The sequence below is a fragment of the Acidovorax sp. FW305-C-20-28 genome, from assembly GCF_058783375.1.
Genome location: NZ_JBYSYM010000036.1, coordinates 1 through 14,332 on the forward strand (window position 1 = coordinate 1; position 14,332 = coordinate 14,332).

The 14,332-nt window shown below is 67.9% G+C and carries 14 protein-coding genes; 2 read left to right on the forward strand and 12 right to left on the reverse strand.

The window, feature by feature from the left end:
- The 5 genes from AC3WOH_RS29145 to AC3WOH_RS29165 all read right to left on the reverse strand — a co-directional run.
- A partial coding sequence (locus AC3WOH_RS29145; RefSeq protein ID WP_492232798.1) for a cupin domain-containing protein occupies positions 1-460 on the reverse strand: 460 nt, incomplete at its 3' end.
- Between the two features lie 20 nt (positions 461-480).
- Positions 481-810 carry a DHCW motif cupin fold protein gene (locus AC3WOH_RS29150; protein WP_492232799.1) on the reverse strand — a complete coding sequence of 110 codons (330 nt, stop codon included), beginning with the start codon at positions 808-810 and terminating at the stop codon, positions 481-483.
- A 6-nt stretch (positions 811-816) separates the two neighbouring features.
- Positions 817-1,278, reverse strand: coding sequence for a RidA family protein (locus AC3WOH_RS29155; protein ID WP_492232800.1), 462 nt, complete (start codon positions 1,276-1,278; stop codon positions 817-819).
- Positions 1,275-2,189 carry a DMT family transporter gene (locus tag AC3WOH_RS29160; protein WP_492232801.1) on the reverse strand — a complete coding sequence of 305 codons (915 nt, stop codon included), beginning with the start codon at positions 2,187-2,189 and terminating at the stop codon, positions 1,275-1,277. Before AC3WOH_RS29160 ends, AC3WOH_RS29155 begins: the two co-directional genes overlap by 4 nt.
- On the reverse strand, positions 2,186-2,800 hold the full coding sequence (locus tag AC3WOH_RS29165) for a LysE family translocator (RefSeq protein ID WP_492232802.1): 615 nt from the start codon (positions 2,798-2,800) through the stop codon (positions 2,186-2,188). The genes AC3WOH_RS29160 and AC3WOH_RS29165 overlap by 4 nt, the downstream gene beginning before the upstream one ends.
- Before the next feature lie 138 nt (positions 2,801-2,938).
- Between AC3WOH_RS29165 and AC3WOH_RS29170 the strand changes: the two genes are divergently transcribed.
- Positions 2,939-4,405 carry an aminotransferase-like domain-containing protein gene (locus AC3WOH_RS29170; RefSeq protein WP_492232803.1) on the forward strand — a complete coding sequence of 489 codons (1,467 nt, stop codon included), beginning with the start codon at positions 2,939-2,941 and terminating at the stop codon, positions 4,403-4,405.
- An 88-nt stretch (positions 4,406-4,493) separates the two neighbouring features.
- The gene (cls, locus tag AC3WOH_RS29175) at positions 4,494-5,966 is read left to right on the forward strand and encodes a cardiolipin synthase (protein WP_492232849.1); all 1,473 of its coding nucleotides are present in this window, start codon (positions 4,494-4,496) and stop codon (positions 5,964-5,966) included.
- A 12-nt stretch (positions 5,967-5,978) separates the two neighbouring features.
- Here the strand turns inward: cls and AC3WOH_RS29180 are convergent, their stop codons facing one another.
- The 7 genes from AC3WOH_RS29180 to AC3WOH_RS29210 form a co-directional block, all read right to left on the reverse strand.
- A complete protein-coding gene (locus AC3WOH_RS29180) occupies positions 5,979-7,211 on the reverse strand; it encodes an HDOD domain-containing protein (protein WP_492232804.1) in 1,233 nt (410 codons plus the stop codon).
- Positions 7,212-7,278: 67 nt separating this feature from the next.
- On the reverse strand, positions 7,279-8,538 hold the full coding sequence (gene flgL, locus AC3WOH_RS29185; RefSeq protein ID WP_492232805.1) for a flagellar hook-associated protein FlgL: 1,260 nt from the start codon (positions 8,536-8,538) through the stop codon (positions 7,279-7,281).
- Positions 8,539-8,716: 178 nt separating this feature from the next.
- The gene (flgK, locus tag AC3WOH_RS29190; RefSeq protein ID WP_492232806.1) at positions 8,717-10,645 is read right to left on the reverse strand and encodes a flagellar hook-associated protein FlgK; all 1,929 of its coding nucleotides are present in this window, start codon (positions 10,643-10,645) and stop codon (positions 8,717-8,719) included.
- A 16-nt stretch (positions 10,646-10,661) separates the two neighbouring features.
- Positions 10,662-11,588: a flagellar assembly peptidoglycan hydrolase FlgJ gene (gene flgJ / locus AC3WOH_RS29195; RefSeq protein ID WP_492232807.1), complete on the reverse strand. Its 927-nt coding sequence runs from the start codon at positions 11,586-11,588 to the stop codon at positions 10,662-10,664.
- A 2-nt stretch (positions 11,589-11,590) separates the two neighbouring features.
- Positions 11,591-12,745, reverse strand: a complete 1,155-nt coding sequence (locus tag AC3WOH_RS29200) for a flagellar basal body P-ring protein FlgI (protein ID WP_492232850.1) — start codon at positions 12,743-12,745, stop codon at positions 11,591-11,593.
- A gap of 158 nt (positions 12,746-12,903) precedes the next feature.
- Positions 12,904-13,536 (reverse strand): hypothetical protein, encoded by a 633-nt coding sequence (locus AC3WOH_RS29205; RefSeq protein ID WP_492232808.1) that lies wholly within the window; start codon positions 13,534-13,536, stop codon positions 12,904-12,906.
- Positions 13,537-13,611: 75 nt separating this feature from the next.
- Positions 13,612-14,325 carry a flagellar basal body L-ring protein FlgH gene (locus AC3WOH_RS29210; RefSeq protein ID WP_492232809.1) on the reverse strand — a complete coding sequence of 238 codons (714 nt, stop codon included), beginning with the start codon at positions 14,323-14,325 and terminating at the stop codon, positions 13,612-13,614.
- Between the last annotated feature and the right edge of the window lie 7 nt (positions 14,326-14,332).

Below are 14,332 nucleotides of genomic sequence, written 5' to 3' on the forward strand. Positions count from 1 at the left end.
GTCCAATCGCCCGATTTCGCCCCAACCCTTCGGGCAAGTGCCTTGCCGGGGGGTCTGCGGCGTTGCGGCGCTTGTTGATAGCCGGGCTATCAACTGCGCACCGCGCCTTGCATCCCATCCCGGCAAGGCACTTGCGCGACCCCGAATAAATTGTGAACAGGTTCTTTAAGACCACCCACGTTGCAAAGTCGTCAGAAAAATCTTCAAAGCGGTGGGGTTGTCCCGCCGGTACGAAAAACGCATCGCCAGGCGCAAAGCGGTGCCGCTCCTGCCCCTGCACGAATTGTCCCCGCCCGCTGTGGATGAAGTACAGCTCATCCTGGGCGTGCGGTTGCTGCGGGTCGTGCCCGCGCGATGCATACAGTTCCGTGCGCATGGATCCATGCGCGATCAGTTCGGCAAAACGCTCCCCGTTCGGCCCCGGGAGCCGCGCAAGTCCTTGTTCCACCGAGTATTTCATAGCGCGAGAGCCCTTGCCCTTCAGTCCACGATGAACAGCGTGGCGCCCTTGGGCGCGGTCGAGCGGTGCGCCTCGGCATTGTCCGCCACCTGGTAGCTCATGCCGGGCGTCAGGGTGAACTGCCGGCCATCCTCCAGTTCGGTGTGCAATTCGCCCGCCAGGCACAGCAGCACATGGCCCTTGCGGCACCAGTGGTCGGACACATAGCCCGGGGTGTATTCGACCTTGCGCACGCGCAGGTCGCCGTACTGCAGCGTCTGCCAGAAGGCCTGGCCGGCCTGGGCGCTCTTTTCCACGCGCTCGACCGTGCTCCAGTCGGTGGCGGCGAAGGGGATGTTGTTGATTTGCATGGCGTATCAGTCTTTCACGCGCACGATGGCCTCGATCTCCACCGCAAAACCGCGCGGCAGCGAGCCCACGCCCACGGCGGAGCGCGCATGGCGGCCGGCCTCGCCGAACACCTCGACCAGCAGGTCCGAGCAGCCGTTGACCACCTCGGTGTACTGCATGAAATCGGGCGTGGCGTTCACCATGCCCAGCACCTTGACCACCCGCTGCACGCGGGACAGGTCTCCGAGGGCCTGTTGCATGGTGGCGATCAGGTGCAGGCCCACCTCGCGGGCATGCCCGCGCGCCTGGGCGGTGCTGATCTCGCGCCCCACCTTGGGCACGCTGTCCATGTCCTCGCGCAAGGGCGATCCCTTGCCCGACAGGTACAGGGTGTGGCCATCGAGCACCCAGGCGTCGAAGTTGCCGCGGGGTGCCGTGACGGTGGGCAGGGCCAAGCCCAGGTCGGCCAGGCGTTGTTCGGGGCTCATGCAGGGCTTCCTTGGTGGATCGGCATCTTCTTGCCCACGAACACCGTGGCGATCACGGCGAGCGCGAAGGCGGCGGTGGCCAGGTCCAGGCGCTCGCCCACCAGCGGCACGGCGAACAGCAGGCTCAAAAAGGGCTGGATCAGCTGGATCTGGCTGACCCGCACGGCACCCAGGGCCAGGGCGCGGTACCAGGCGAAAAAGCCGATCCACATCGAGAACAGGGCCACATAGGCGAAGCCGACCCAGGCCATGGGGCCGATGGCTGCAGGCGTGGCCGGCGCGAACCACCAGGTCACGGGCAGGGTCAGCGGCAGGGAGCAGGCCAGCACCCAGCAGATCACCTGCTCAGCCCCCAGGCTGGGCGTGAGCCGCGCACCGCCGATGTAGCCCAGGGCGCCGGTCGTCATGGCGACGATGAGGTAGAGGTTGGCCGCACCCAGGTAGAAGCCGCCCGCGCGCCAGGCCATGAAGGCCAGCACCAGGCCGCTGCCCAGCACGGCGCAGGCCCAGAAGCCGGCCGAGGGGCGTTGCCGGTACCACAGTGCACCGAGCACGGCCGTGGACAAGGGCAGCAGGGCCGTGACCACGGCGCCATGGGTGCTGGGCACGTAGCGCAGGGCCAGCGCCAGGAACAGCGGAAAGCCGACGATGACACCGAAGGCCGTGACGCCGAGCACCGGCCACTGCGAGCGCACGGGAACCCGCAGGCGCCCTTGGGCGTGCTGCCAGCCCAGGTAGGCCAGCGACAGCAGCCCGGCCACGGCCGCCCGGCCGAAGGTGACGAACCAGGGGGACAGCTGCGGCGCATCGGTGGAGCCGACCGCCAGGCGCGTCATCGGCAAGGTGGCGGCAAACAGCGTGACGCCCACCAGGCCCCAGACCAGGGCTTCGCGTTCCTGGCTGCGGTTCATAGCGTGAGCATCCAGGCCGCCGTGGCCACCAGCACCAAGGCCAGCGCGCGGTTGAACCAGAGCAGGCGCGTGCCCTGTGCCAGCCACTGGCGCAGCAGCGAACCCACCAGGGCATAGACGAAATTGCTGGTGAACGCGAACACCATCATCACCCCGCAGATGATGGCCAGGCGCTCGCCGGGATTGCTCGAAGGCTGGCCCGCGGCGTTCACCACCCAGCCCGCGCTGAGCGTGAGCGCCAGCATCCAGGCCTTGATGTTCACGAACTGCAGGCCCACCCCCTGCCAGAAGGTCACCGACAGGCGCGTGCTGTCCACCTGGGTCATCTGGCCCGCGCGGCTGAGCTTCCAGGCCAGCCACAGCATGTAGGCCACGCCCAGCAGGGTCACGGCCATGCGCAGGGCCGGCACGCCCGTGATCAGGGCGCCCAGGCCCAGGCCGCTCACCAGCATCAGCAGCGTCCAGCCCGTGGGCACGGCCACGCAGAAATTCAGCGCCCGGCGCAGCCCGAGGTTGGCCGCCAGGGCCGTGGACAGGGTCGTGTTGGGGCCCGGCGAAAAGCTCATCGCGGTGCAGAAGACCAGCAGGGCAGTGAGTTCGGCGGCGGTCATGGGGCGGGTTCGGAATTCGTGGGCTTGTCAGCGTCTGGCCTTCACTGTAATCTTGGGCGCCAGTACACGACCAGTACAGTACAGCAGGTCAGTTGGTCATCTGTATTGGCCGCCTTGGCAGTACACCGGATTTCGCCCATGTTGATGAAGACCCCCACCCAGTCGCTCACCGAGCAGCTCTCGGCCCGTTTTGGTGAACGCATCCGCAACCGCCTGCTGGCGCCCGGGGCGCGCCTGCCCTCGGTGCGCCAGTGCGCGCTGCAGCATGGTGTCAGCCCCTCCACCGTCGTGGCGGCGTATGACCAACTGCTGGCGCAGGGGCTGGTCGAGGCGCGCAAGAACCGCGGCTTTTTCGTGCGCGAAGTGGCCCCCGTGGGCGCCGAGGCCGTGAAGGCCGGGGAGTCCGCGGCGATGGAGGTGGCGGCCGGCAACTGGACCACAGCCCACTGGTTCGCCGCGCGCGGGGCGGCGCGCGGCTCGCCGCCGGTGAATGCCACGGCGCTGATCAGGGGCATGTTCCACAAGATCAGCGACAAGCCCCAGCCCGGCATGGGCGTGCTGCCGCCGCAGTGGCTGGAGTCGACCTTCATGCCCGCCGCCGTGCGCAAGGTCACGAGCACCCGCGCGCTGCAGGAATACTCGCTGCAGTACGGCGAGCCGCTGGGCGACGGCGGACTGCGCCGCCTGCTGGTCAAGAAGCTGGCCAGCCTGAACGTGCACACGGGGCCCGAGAACATCCTGACCACCGTGGGGGCCACGCATGCCCTGGACATCGTGAGCCGCACCCTGCTGCGCCCGGGCGATCCGGTGATGGTGGAGGAGCCTGGCTGGGCCGTGGAGTTCGCGCGCCTGGCGGCCCTGGGCATGCACATCCTGCCCGTGCCGCGGCGCGCCGACGGCCCCGATCTGGAGGTGATGGCGCGCTACTGCGAGGTGCACAAGCCCAAGCTCTATGTGAGCGTGAGCGTGTTCCACAACCCCACGGGCTACTGCCTGTCGCCGGGCAGTGCGCACCGCATCCTGCAACTGGCCAACCAGCACAACTTCCACATCGTCGAGGACGATACCTACAGCCACATCGCGCCGGAACACGCCACACGGCTCACGGCCCTCGATGGCCTGCAGCGCACCATCTACGTGAGCGGCTTTGCCAAGATCCTCGCGCCCAACTGGCGCATCGGCTTCCTGGCCGCACCGCAGGGCCTGGTCGAGCAGTTGCTCGACACCAAGCTGCTGGCCACGCTGACCACGCCCGCCCTGCTCGAAAAAGCGCTGGCGCTGTGCATTGAGCAGGGCCAGCTGCGCCGGCATGCCGAGCGCATCCGCACCCGGCTCGATGCGGCGCGGGCGCGCAGCGTCAAGCTCGCGCTCAGCGCGGGTTGCACCTTCGCGGCCGACCCCGTGGGCCTGTTCGGCTGGGTGGACACCGGTGTGGACACCGATGCCCTGTCGCAGCGTATGCTCGACGAGGGCTACCTGCTGGCCCCGGGGGCACTGTTCCATGCCGAGCGCAAGCCCAGCACCCTCATGCGCATCAATTTTGCGACCACGCAGGACGCTGCGTTCTGGCGCACCTTCGAGCGGGTTGTGAAACAGAGCCGCTGACCCTGGGGTGTCACCGCGGCTGCCTACAATCGCGGTCTGATCCCACTACCGCGAAGGAACCATGGACGTACAAGGGCGCTGGGCCGCAATGACCGAGGGCCTGCAGTCCCTGGTGCAGTTCTTTCCCGGCGGGCACGAAGGCCTGCTGACGGCGATCTCCGTCACCTGGAGCCTGTACATCGCCGTGCTGGCGGTCTGGATCGTGCTGCAAAAGCGCCCTCCGGTGTCCACGCTCAGCTGGATCCTGTCGATGGCGCTGCTGCCTTTCGTGGGCTATGTCATCTACTATTTCTTCGGCCCGCAGCGCCTGCGCAAGCAGCGCTTGAAGCGCATGCGCAGCCAGTCGGCGCTGTATGCCCATGCCGATTTCGCCAGCCTGCGCGAGACGGCGGCCGCAGCGCCCGAGGCCCTGCGCCAGCTGGTGCTGCTGGGCGAGGCCAGTTGCGACCTGCGCGTATCCACCGCGGTGCGGGTGGACCTGCTGGTCGACGGGGCAGAGACCTTCGATGCGATCTTCGACGCCATCCGCGCAGCGCGCCACCATGTGCACCTGGAGTACTACATCTACGAGCCCGATGGCATCGGCACGGCCCTGCGCGACCTGCTGGTGGCCAAGGCGCGCGAGGGCGTGATCGTGCGGCTGCTGGTCGATGCCCTGGGCTCCAAGCGGCTGGGCCGGCGATTCCTCGCTCCGCTGCTCGATGCGGGCGTGCAGGTGGCGTTCTTCCATGCCTCGCGCATCGGCCGGCGCGTGCGCCCCGTGATCAACTTCCGCACCCACCGCAAGATCGTGGTCTGCGATGGCGTGGTCGGGTTCACCGGCGGCATCAACATCACCGACGAAGAAGACCCGCGCGCGCGGCGCGATGCCTACCACGATGTGCACCTGCGCATCGAGGGCGGGGCCGTGCGCCTGCTGCAGATGACCTTCATGGAGGACTGGGTCTACACCACGGGCGAAGGCCCGGCGGCCGTGGCGCGCGAAAGCCGCCACCTGCTGCCCGCCACCGAACCGGGCGACCACCCGGTGCAGATCCTGACCTCGGGGCCGGACAATGCCAACGAGGCCATCCACCGCATGTATGTGGCGGCCATCCACATGGCCACCGAGCGCGTGTGGCTCACCACGCCGTACTTCGTGCCGGGGGAGCCCGCGCTCATGGCACTGACCAGCGCCGCACTGCGCGGGGTGGATGTGCGCCTGATCGTGCCCCGGCGCAGCGATTCCTTCGTGGTCAGCGCGGCCGCGCGCTCCTACTTCGACGAGTTGATCGCGGCCGGCGTCAAGGTCTGGGAGTACACGGCCGGCATGCTGCATTCCAAGACCATGCTGGTGGACGGCAACTGCGCCTTCATCGGCACGGCCAATTTCGACAACCGCAGCTTCCGGCTCAACTTCGAGGTCTGTGCCGTGGTCTACGGACCGGCGTTGGCCCTGCCGTTGGCGCGCCAGTTCGAGGCCGACATGCGGCGTGCCCGGGCCGTGCCCACGCGCCGCCGCCAGGCCTTCCTGCCGCGACTGGGCGATGCCACGGCGCGCTTGTTCTCGCCGCTGCTGTAGCCGCTGGCAGCGCTAGCGCTGCACCTCGAGATCAGACAGCACGCGCAGCAGGCCGCGGTTGACCTCTTCCAGGTCCATCTCGTAGGTTTCGCACAGGTGGCGGATGGCGCTTGCGTCCCCGGTCTCCAGTGCACAGGCCATCTGCAGGCTGGGGGCGTAGGGGCCGGTCTGCAGCACGGTGGCGTCGTAGATGCGCTCGGACAGCGGGATGCGCCTGAGGATGTTGGCCAGGGGCTCCTGCATCAGCTCGTCGATCTGCGAGAGCAGGCCGCACAGGTAGATCTCGCGGCGCAGTTCGTTCTCGATGCCGGCATCCAGCAGTTGGGTCATGAGCGTGGCGCGCAGCACCATGGATTCGCGCACGGGCTGCATGTTGGGGTCGGTGTTGGAATGGGGCAACTGGTCCGACAGCCAGCGGTTGATGGACCCGTAGCCCATCATCACCAGCCCGCGGCGCAGCGAGTCGATGCCGGTGCGCAGGCCCAGCGACGCCGAGTTGGTGTAGACCATGAAGCGGTAGGCCAGGAGCGGGTCCTCGCCCATGATGTCCTCGAAGGTTTCGAGCGACTGCTCCGCGTCGATGGCCTTCTGCAGCTTGGCGATCACGGCGTGCGAGGGCTGCTGCGGCGTGTGGCGCATGCTGTAGAGCACGTCTTCCGTGGGCCAGCCGGCCAGGGCCAGGGCGTTGTGCTTGTCCAGGCAATGCTCCATCAGGGCACGGCTGGGGATGTTCTCGTACATCTGCCCGGCCAGGATGGGGCTCACGGCCCGGGGGGGCGTGCGGGCTGCCGGGCTGCCGGGACGGGGGTTGGCCTGCAGGGTTGCCACCGCGTCGGCCGGCGTCAGGCTCAGCAGGCTGTTGTCGAAGCACTGGGCCACGGCGGGCTCGGGCAGCTGGCCGATGTTGCCACGCCAGACCAGCTTCAAGCCGCGCTGGTGCGCGGCCTTCACCAGGGTATAGACGCCCGAGTCCTGCAGCCAGTCGCCGCGCACCTCGATCCACGGGGCGCCGCGGGGGGCATGCTCGAGCATGTCGGCCAGCACCTGGTGGGTCTGGGGCGAGAGCAGCAGGGGGGGCGAACTCGCGGACCACAGCTCCTGCAGCGTGCGCAGCAGGTGGCCGGTCTCGACCAGGGCGGCGGGGGATTCGTTCTGGACGTAGAGCTGGATGGCAGCCAGCTTGCGGGCGCGGTTCCACAGGGGGCGGTACCCCAGGATCAGGCTGCCGAGGACGGATTGGACCATGGGCTCTCAGGCGTTGTCTCGTTGGGGGCCGGCCCCCGCCCGGGAGTGCGGCTCGGGGCAGGCCCGCTTAACTGATGAAATTGAACAAGGACAGCTTCTGCACCTGGGCATAGGACTTGAGTGCTGCCTCGTAGCCCACCTGCTGGTTCTGGAAGTCTGAAATGCCCTTGATCATATCCAGATCCTCGGCGCGCGAGCGGTCGCCCTCGAGCTGGATCGAGCGCTTTTCCTGGTCGCCCGTGATGCGGTCGGCGCGGTTGAGCAGCTCGCCCGCATAGCTGCGCATATTGCTCAGGCGTTCGAGGCCGATGTCCACGTTGGTCAGGGCCTGGCCTACGGCCTGGGTGGCCGCGTTGCTGTTGACGGCGCCGCGGATGTCGCGGATCGCGCTGTCCAGGGTGCTGAACACGCTGGCCGTGGGCTGCAGGGTGATGGCGTCGCCGTTGGCGGGGTTGCCCTTGATGTCGAAGGTCAGCCCCGGGATGCCGGTCACCGAGATGGTCACGGGCTTGTCGGTCGGGTAGTCGGGAACCACAACGGGGGCCGAGACCACGCCGGTCGTGGTGTTGGTGATGGTGTAGGTCGCGGTGGTGGTGCCCGTGGTCGCGCCCGGGCCCACCGCACTGAAGGTGATGGAGTAGTTGTTCCCGGTCACCAGGCTCAGGTCCACCGGCTTGACGCCCGTGGTGGTCAGCTGCTGGTTGTTGTTGATCGTGGCGGGGTTCACCTGCACGTTGTAGGCCCCATCGCGCTGCGGCTGGAACATGAAGGCGAATTCGCCATCCAGCATGTTGGGGATGGAGGTCCCCGTGCTGCTCGACTGCCCGGGTTGACCGTTGAACAGGTAGTCCGGCGACGTGGACAGCGGGCCCAGGAACGGAGCGAGTGCGCTGCCCAGGGCGCCGAGCAGCGGCAGGCCGTTGGTGTCCTTGCGGTTGGACACCTCCAGCAGTTGCTCGCGCAAGCCCTGCAACTGGTTGGCAATGGTGGCGCGGTCGTTGCTGGTCAGGGTGGCACTGCCGGCATTGACCATCAGCTCACGGGCGTTCTGCACCAGGCTGATGGCGTCGCCCAGCGCGGACTCGGCCTGCGCGACGGCGTTGCGCTGGGTCTCCAGCGCGCGTTGCTCGGTCTGGATGCGGGTGAGGCGGGTCAGCGCGCGCTCGGCCTGCGCGGCCGACACGGGGTCGTCGCTGGCGCGCACGACGCGCTTGCCCGAGGTCAGGTTTTCCTGCAGGTTGGACAGGTTGGTCTGGCGCGCGCCCAGGTTGCGCAGCGCGTTGTCGTACATGTTGGCGGTGCCAAGGCGGTAGAGGGTATTGCTCATGTCGAACTCCTGAACCTGTATCCCAAGGTGATCATTTCAGTTATCCATGGCACGGCGCGCCACGCGCAAAGCACGAAACCGGCGCGGCACAAGCCAGTGCCCCCGTGCAAGGGCCGCCCCGCCGCACCGGGGGCGTCCCCCTGGGGGGAAGGCGCGAAGCGACTCAGGGGGGGGAGGGTCATCGCGTCAACCCCTGGATGAGGGTGTCGAAGATGCTTTGCGCAATCTGCAGCATTTTGGCGGAAGCCTGGTAAGCCTGCTGGTATTGGATCAGCTTGGCGGCCTCCTCGTCGAGGTTCACGCCCGAGACCGCCGTGCGGTCACGCTCCAGGTTGGCGGCAATGGTCGTGGACAGCTCGGCGGCGAAGGTGGCGCTTTGCGTGCGCGTGCCCACCTGGGCCATCAGGCCGGAATAGCCATCGGCGAGCGTCGATTCGTCGAACATCTTCACGTCGCGCAGGTTCATCAGCGCGGTGGCGTTGCCGGCATTGCGCGTGTAGTTGTCGCCGTACTGGGGGTCCAGCGCATTGCCGACCCGCACGGTATCGCCGGTCTTGGGCGAGCCCTGCAGCTTGATCTCCCAGCCGTCGATGGTGATGGTGGACCCCGAGGTGTAGGGGATGCCTGCCGTGCCCGAAGGGGGGGTGGTCGAGCCGTTCACGGCGTAGGTCGTGGGCGGTCCCGCCGTGAAGGTCAGGGTCACGCCGCCCGGGATCGGCGGGGTGACCAGCGTGTCGGTGGCCTTGAGCCCGGCCAGCTGCAGGGTGCCGCCATTGGTCGTTCCCATGGCGGCGTTGATCGGGTTGGCGGCGGCCAGGTCACGGGGCGAGTACACCAGCGCATTGATGTTGGCGCCGGCCGTATTGAACGGCTGGAACAGCATGCGGTCGCCCGGCACGCCCGGTGTCGTGAGGTTGAAGGTCAGTCCATCGATGTCCAGGGTGGCCAGGTTGGCGGCATCGGTGAAGGCCGTGGCCTTGCCGTCGGACAGGCGCACCACCTGGCCGGCCGTGCCGGTGGTGAAGCGGATCTCGTAGTCGGAGGCGGCGAACTTGGTGGGGTCGCTGAAGGTCACCGTGCCCACGCCGGCGCCGTTGGTCAGGCCCGGCATGCTCGTGGGAATGCTGAACAGGTCCTTGCCCACCTGGCCGTCCAGCGTCAGGCCGAGCTTGTGCTGCTCGTTCAAGGTCATGCCGATGGCCATGGCCATGCGCCCGAGCAGATTGCGGCTTTCCGACAGGTCGGTGTTGTTGAAGCGCAGCAGCCCCGAGACCGAGCCGCCGCCGAGCATGTTCTCGTCCACCGCGATGGCCGGCGAGCCCGGGCGGTTGAAGAACAGCTTGAGCTGGCCGCTGCCGGGAAACTGCGTCGCATCGTCCACCGACACCTGCGACGGGGTGGTGCCCAGCACCAGGGGCTGGCTGCCGCCCACGAACAGGCCGACCGTGCCATCGTCCGCAGGAATCTGCGTGGTCTGCACGTACTGGTTCATCTCGCGGATCAGTTGATCGCGGTTGTCCAGCAGGTCATTGGGCGTCTGGCCGTTGCCTTTGGCGCGCGCGATCTGTTCATTCACGGCGGCGATCTGCCCTGCCAGGCTGTTGATCGCGGTGATGCTGCTTTGCAGTTGCTCCTTGACCGTGTACTCGATCTCGTCGACGCGCTCGGCGGCGGAGCGCATGCGCGAGGCGGTCTCGTCGATGCGCGTGAGCACCAGCGTGCGGGCCGTGATGTCGGTGGGGGCACTGACCACGTCCGAGAACGCGTTCATCATGTCGTTGATGGCCGCGCCCAGGCCCGTGGCCCCGCCGCTGAACACCTCCTGCAGCTGGCGCAGGCGCTCGGCGCGCACGATGTCGCCGCTCTGCACCGAGCCGGCGGCGGCCGACTGGCGCGTGAGCAGCTCGCTCTGGTTGCGCAAAATGGTCTGCACGTCCACACCCTGGCCGATGTAGCCGCCGCCCGTGAACTGGCCCTGCACGGTCTGCAGCACCACGGTCTGGCGTGAATAGCCGGGCGTGTTGACGTTGGCAATGTTGTTGCCGGCGGTCTGCAGGGCCACCTGGTTGGCGAGCAGGGCGCGGGCGCCGACGTTGAGCAGGCTCATGGTCTACCTCGTGTTCTCACGCCTGCGCACGCTGCTGCTGCGCGCGCTGCACACTGTTGATGGCGCCGCTGAGCTTGCGGGCGTACTCGGGGTCGGTGGCATAGCCCGCCTTCTGCAGCGCGGAGGCATAGTCCATGGCCGAGCCGGACTGCGCCACGGACTCCGCCTTTGCGTAGCGCGGGCTTTCCTTGATGAGGCGCGCGTAGTCGCGGAACGAATCCTCGTACGAGTCGTAGGCGCGGAACTTGGCCACCACCTTGCGCGGCGTGCCGTTGATGTACTCGGTGGTCGTGACCTCGGCAACCTTGCCGGTCCAGCCCTTGCCGGCCTTGATGCCGAACAGGTTGAAGGAATTGCTGCCGTCGGCGTTCTTGATCTCGCTCTTGCCCCAGCCGGTCTCGTGGCCGGCCTGGCCGAGCATGAAGCTGGCCGGGATGCCGCTTTCCTGCGACACCTTCTCGGCCGTGCCGCTCAGGTGTTGCACGAAACCATCGCGGCCCTTCGGGGCCTGGCCCACGGCCTCGGTGCCGGTGGAGCCGGGTGCGACCCGGGCCGCCGTTGTGCGCTGGACCTGCGACAGGCTGAGGGTGGAAGGCACGGAGAAGGTCGGATCGGGGCCGCCCATCTGGCGCGAGAGCTGGCGCGCGATGGCCTCGGACAGGCCACCGGGCTGGCCGGCCATCTGCACCGACAGCTGCTGGTCGAGCAGGTCGGTGCCCAGGTTGCCCCCGGCACTGTCCAGCAGGCCCGACTTCATGGTGGCCTCGCGCATGCTCTTGATGAGCTCGCGCATGAACAGGGACTCGAACTGCTTGGCCGCCTCTTTCGTGGCCTGGGGGTTGTTGGCGCCGGCCTCGTACTTGAGCGCATTGAGCGAGCGAACGTCGGCCGCCAGCGCATTGGACGCGCTGGTGGTGGAAGACGAAGGCAGCGTGAGGGCCATGGTCAGATCACTTCGAGCTCGGCGTTCAGGGCGCCGGCGGCCTTGATGGCCTGCAGGATGGCCAGGAGGTCACCCGGCGTGGCGCCCAGCGTGTTCAGGGCGCGCACCACGTCGGCCAGTTGCGGCGAGGGCGGCATCTGGATGATGTTGCCCGGCTCCTGGTTGATCTTGATGTCGCTTTGCTGCGTGACCACGGTCTGCCCTTGCGACAGCGGGTTGGGCTGGCTGATGACCGGGCGCGAGCTGATGGTGATGGACAGGTTGCCGTGCGCAATGGCGCAGGGCCCCAGGGTCACGGCCTGGTTGAGCACGATGGAGCCGGTGCGGGCATTGATCACCACCTTGGCGGCCGGGGCGGCCATCTCCAGCGGCAGCTCTTCCAGGTCCGCGATGAAGCCGACGCGGGCACCGGGATCGCTGGGCGCGCGCACCTGCACCGTGCGGCCGTCCAGGGCCGTGGCTAGACCGTTGCCCAGGCGGCTGTTGATGGCCTGGGCCACGCGGCGCGCGGTCTGGAAGTCGGAGGCGTTGAGCCCGAGGCTGATGGTGTCGCCCTCGTTGAGGGGCGTGGGCACGGAGCGCTCGACCTGGGCACCCAGGGGGATGCGGCCGGCGGCCAGGTGGTTGATCTGCACCTTGCTGCCACCGGAGGAGGCGCCGGCACCGCCGACCACCAGGTTGCCCTGGGCCAGGGCGTAGATCTCGCCATCGGCGCCGCGCAGAGGCGTGACCATGAGCATGCCGCCCTTGAGCGACTTGGAATTGCCCATGGAGGAGACGTTGACGTCGATTTGCTGGCCGGGCTGTGCGAACGCGGGCAACTGGGCCGTGACGATCACGGCGGCAACGTTCTTGAGCTGCAGCTGCGAGGCCGTGCCGGGGGGCAGGCTGATGCCCATCTGCTGCAGGTAGTTGGACATGGCCTGCGTGGTGTAGGGCATCTGGGTGGTCTGGTCGCCCGTGCCGTCCAGGCCCACCACCAGGCCATAGCCAGTCAACTGGTTGGTGCGCACGCCCTGCACCGCCGCGATTTCCTTGATGCGCAGCGCATGCGCCGGCCAGGTGGCGCAGACCAGGGCCACGGCGAGGGCCATGAGCCACAGGGTGCGCAAGGGGGCGGCCGAAAAGGGCGAGGGCAGGGCTTTCATGGCCCTTATTGTGGGCGGATGGCGCCCGAAAGGAATGCCCAAAAAGAGGCGAATTCACCCGCCTTTTGGCGATGGCCGTTGTTACATCTGGGCCGTTTCAGGCCGCGTCTGCCCGCGCAGGCTGGGCCGGCCTGGCGCGTGCAGTCTGGGTGCAGGCCGGCAGGCGGTTACTCGCAGTAGTTGTTGGTGAAGCCCTTCCAGGGCTTGCGCAGCATGAACGGCACGGTGTCCCACGCGCTCCAGGTGCGCGGGTCGTCGAAATTGACCGTGGCGGCGGGGGCTATGATGGCCGTGACCATCCAGATACCCGCGTCCAGGCCGTGCAGCGTGAGGTTGCCGCCAAGCACCACTTCGGTCTGGGCGCCACCGAGGTTGTCGGCCGTGGCGATGTAGGCGTCCGTGGTCTGGATGTTCCCCGGCCCCACGTACACCTTGAAGATGGCTCCGGTGGTGATCAGGGGCGAGCGCACCAGGGGAAAGACGAATCCACTCTCCCGGTGGAAGATCAGGTACACGTTCTGCAGGGTGCTCGGGGTGGTGCCCACCCCGGGTTTGCCGGCGTCGTACTTGATGGTGAAGGCGAACTGGTCGAGCGCGGTCGCATCGCAGGGCGAGAACTTGATGCCGGCGGGCAGTGTCTTGTTCTTGGACACGGCCTCGGAGGCCGAGCCCTTGGGCGCCGTCACCGTGAGGGCCACGGAGTAGGCATAGGTGGTCCCCTGCGCCGAGGCCGCTGGCGAGAACGCAGCGGCGGCAAGGGTCATCAGGCCGCAGGCCAGGGAGCGGCGAAGAAAGGGCATCGGAAACCTCGAATCTGACAGCACAAAAAAGACAGGCCGGGGCACGGGCAATGCGCCCCGGCGTCACATTTTGTATCAGAACGGCGTCACGGTGTTGAAGAAGCGTCCGAGCCAGCCGGTGACCTGGGCTTCGTTCTGTGCGCCGCGGCCGCGCGATTCCACGCGCACATTGGCCACTTGGGTGGATGCCACGATGGAGCCGGGCTGCAGTGCGCGCGGGTCCACGGTGCCCGAGAAGCGCAGCACGTCCACGTTCTGGTTCACCCCGATCTGCTTTTCGCCGGTCACCACCAGGTGGCCGTTGGGCAGCACATCGACGACGGTGGCGGTGATCGAGCCCTGGAAGGTGTTGGCGCTCTCGGTGCCACCCTTGCCCTCGAAGGCATTTTCCGAATTGGCACCCACGCCGAGCTTGTTGGTGAACTTCTGGCTGGTGAAGGGCAGTGCCGTCACCCCGCTGGTCATCTTGGAGGTGCGGTCCACGGTGGAGGAGGACTTCTGGCTGGCCGTCACGTTCTCCACGATCTGGATGGTCACGTTGTCGCCCACCAGGCGCGCACGCCGGTCTTCGAACGAAGGGCGGTAACTGGCCGTGTGGAACAGCCCGCCGGTGACGGGGGGCGGCGTGCGTGGCGCGGTTGCGGCGAGGGGCGGCGGGGTGGTGGGCAGGATGTCCACGGGCGGCGGCGGTGACAGGCTGGCGCAGCCCGTGCCGAGCACGGCGGCGGCCAGGGTGGGCCATGCAAGAAGGCGGGCGCGTGCGGCCTGGAAGGCGTGGAGGAAAGTCATGGTGAAG

Bases quoted from the DNA above. Each gene is read 5' to 3' on its own strand.
- AC3WOH_RS29150 (WP_492232799.1), bottom strand. From the start codon at position 810: ATGCAAATCAACAACATCCCCTTCGCCGCCACCGACTGGAGCACGGTC.
- AC3WOH_RS29155 (WP_492232800.1), bottom strand. From the start codon at position 1,278: ATGAGCCCCGAACAACGCCTGGCCGACCTGGGCTTGGCCCTGCCCACC.
- AC3WOH_RS29160 (WP_492232801.1), bottom strand. From the start codon at position 2,189: ATGAACCGCAGCCAGGAACGCGAAGCCCTGGTCTGGGGCCTGGTGGGC.
- AC3WOH_RS29165 (WP_492232802.1), bottom strand. From the start codon at position 2,800: ATGACCGCCGCCGAACTCACTGCCCTGCTGGTCTTCTGCACCGCGATG.
- AC3WOH_RS29170 (WP_492232803.1), top strand. From the start codon at position 2,939: ATGTTGATGAAGACCCCCACCCAGTCGCTCACCGAGCAGCTCTCGGCC.
- cls (WP_492232849.1), top strand. From the start codon at position 4,494: ATGACCGAGGGCCTGCAGTCCCTGGTGCAGTTCTTTCCCGGCGGGCAC.
- AC3WOH_RS29180 (WP_492232804.1), bottom strand. From the start codon at position 7,211: ATGGTCCAATCCGTCCTCGGCAGCCTGATCCTGGGGTACCGCCCCCTG.
- flgL (WP_492232805.1), bottom strand. From the start codon at position 8,538: ATGAGCAATACCCTCTACCGCCTTGGCACCGCCAACATGTACGACAAC.
- flgK (WP_492232806.1), bottom strand. From the start codon at position 10,645: ATGAGCCTGCTCAACGTCGGCGCCCGCGCCCTGCTCGCCAACCAGGTG.
- flgJ (WP_492232807.1), bottom strand. From the start codon at position 11,588: ATGGCCCTCACGCTGCCTTCGTCTTCCACCACCAGCGCGTCCAATGCG.
- AC3WOH_RS29205 (WP_492232808.1), bottom strand. From the start codon at position 13,536: ATGCCCTTTCTTCGCCGCTCCCTGGCCTGCGGCCTGATGACCCTTGCC.
- AC3WOH_RS29210 (WP_492232809.1), bottom strand. From the start codon at position 14,325: ATGACTTTCCTCCACGCCTTCCAGGCCGCACGCGCCCGCCTTCTTGCA.